This is a genomic window from Sphaerimonospora mesophila (genome assembly GCF_001417795.1).
In the GTDB taxonomy this organism is placed as follows: Bacteria; Actinomycetota; Actinomycetes; order Streptosporangiales; family Streptosporangiaceae; genus Sphaerimonospora; species Sphaerimonospora mesophila.
This window is the reverse complement of the sequence record NZ_BCBX01000012.1, coordinates 1-942: the sequence shown is the minus strand read 5'-3', so window position 1 is coordinate 942 and position 942 is coordinate 1. Positions and strand designations below refer to the sequence as shown.

The following is a 942-nucleotide window of genomic DNA, read 5'->3' as shown; positions in this document are numbered from 1 at the left end:
TAGAGCCTGTCTGACAATTCGGCCTGGCGGAGCCAGAGCATCAGGCACCCGATGGTGACGCCGGCGAGGTAGCGGCTGGCGAGCTTGTCGAAGCGAGTGGCGATCGCCCGCCACTGCTTGAGCTTGCCGAAACAGCGTTCGACCAGGTTGCGCTGCTTGTAGATCTCGGCGTCGAAGGCGTGGGGGCGGCCACCCCGGCTGCCCTTGCGCTTGCGGTTGGCGATCTGGTCCCTGCGCTCGGGAATGACGGCCTTGATACCGCGCGAACGCAGGTGAGCACGGATCTTCCGGGAGGAGTAGCCCTTGTCGCCGATCAGGCGATCCGGGCGGGTGCGCGGCCGTCCCGGCCCGCGTCGAGGGAGGCGCAGCTTGGCCAGCACCGCCTCGAACGCGCTGCAGTCGACCACGTTGCCCGCGGTCAGATGCAGGGCCATGGGCAGGCCGCGGGCCTCGGTGATCAGGTGGAGCTTGGTGGTCAGTCCTCCGCGGGACCGGCCAAGCGCCTGCCGCCTTTGCGACTGCTTCGTATCGATCGTCCCGCCGTCGTCCCCTTTTTACGGGCGCCGGCCGCGTGCTGGTGAGCCCGGGCGATGGTCGAGTCGATGCTGAAGGTCCACTCCACCCGGCCGACCGAGTCGTCCCTGACCTGCATCTCCTCCAGCAACCGGTCCCAGGTGCCGTCCTGGTCCCAGCGCTTGAACCGCTCGTAACAGGTCTGCCAGGGGCCGTACCGCTCGGGGATGTCCCGCCATGGCGCGCCTGTGCGCAGCCGCCACAAGATGCCGTCGATGACCTGCCGGTGATCGCGCCACGGACGGCCTTTGCCGTCCGTGGCGGGCAGTAACGGCTCGATCCGTTGCCAGGCCTTATCGGTCAGCTCACCACGTCTCACCACGAACGATCATTCAATCGCACCAGCCGTGATCATTTGTCAGACAGGCT

General features: G+C 67.4%; 1 protein-coding gene. It reads right to left on the bottom strand.

Translation table 11 applies throughout. The annotated features are described in order from the left end of the window. Positions 1-892 (bottom strand): IS5 family transposase gene (locus AP234_RS34475; protein WP_431997910.1). Its coding sequence is split into 2 segments (ribosomal slippage), with 893 coding nucleotides annotated over them: positions 1-529 and positions 529-892; the frame shifts between segments, so codons are not numbered across the junction. This gene is flagged as partial in the annotation. Positions 893-942: the final 50 nt, after the last annotated feature.